The following is a 1,127-nucleotide window of genomic DNA, read 5'->3' as shown; positions in this document are numbered from 1 at the left end:
TTATTCAGTTGATCACACACTTGGTGTTCTGGTGTGGTCTGGTTCGTGGACGCGAACATCGCGGGGCAACTTGTCGTTGTGGTTTCAGTAAAGTGAGTGTAAGACAAGCCCTCGGCCTATTAGTACCGGTCGGCTAGGCATTGCTGCTGTACACCTCCGGCCTATCAACCCAGTGTTCTGCTGGGGGCCTTACCCGGTTAACCCGGTGGGAAACCTCATCTTGAAACGTGCTTCCCGCTTAGATGCATTCAGCGGTTATCACTTCCGAACGTAGCTAACCAGCCGTGCCCCTGGCGGGACAACTGGCACACCAGAGGTTCGTCCATCCCGGTCCTCTCGTACTAGGGACAGCCTTTCTCAAGTTTCCTGCGCGCGCGGCGGATAGGGACCGAACTGTCTCACGACGTTCTAAACCCAGCTCGCGTGCCGCTTTAATGGGCGAACAGCCCAACCCTTGGGACCTACTCCAGCCCCAGGATGCGACGAGCCGACATCGAGGTGCCAAACCATCCCGTCGATATGGACTCTTGGGGAAGATCAGCCTGTTATCCCCGGGGTACCTTTTATCCGTTGAGCGACGCCGCTTCCACCTGCTGGCGCCGGATCACTAGTTCCGACTTTCGTCCCTGCTCGACATGTCTGTCTCACAGTCAAGCTCCCTTGTGCACTTACACTCAACACCTGATTGCCAACCAGGCTGAGGGAACCTTTGAGCGCCTCCGTTACATTTTAGGAGGCAACCGCCCCAGTTAAACTACCCATCAGGCACTGTCCCTGATCCAGATAATGGACCTAGGTTAGACATCTAGTACGACCAGAGTGGTATTTCAACGTTGACTCCACAACCACTGGCGTGGCCGCTTCACAGTCTCCCACCTATCCTACACAAGCCGAACCAAACACCAATACCAAACTATAGTAAAGGTCCCGGGGTCTTTCCGTCCTGCCGCGCGTAACGAGCATCTTTACTCGTAGTGCAATTTCGCCGAGTCCACGGTTGAGACAGCGCCCAAGTCGTTACTCCATTCGTGCAGGTCGGAACTTACCCGACAAGGAATTTCGCTACCTTAGGATGGTTATAGTTACCACCGCCGTTTACTGGGGCTTAAGTTCTCAGCTTCGACTCG

1 rRNA gene (running past one end of the window) is annotated in these 1,127 nt (G+C 54.8%); it reads right to left on the bottom strand.

Annotated features, from left to right (window positions below):
* Positions 1-99: 99 nt before the first annotated feature.
* Positions 100-1,127, bottom strand: a 23S ribosomal RNA gene (locus H5V45_RS21470) (it continues 2,198 nt past the right edge of the window).

The organism is Nocardioides luti (genome assembly GCF_014212315.1).
GTDB lineage: Bacteria > Actinomycetota > Actinomycetes > Propionibacteriales > Nocardioidaceae > Nocardioides > Nocardioides luti.
This window is presented reverse-complemented; position numbering and strand designations above follow the sequence as displayed.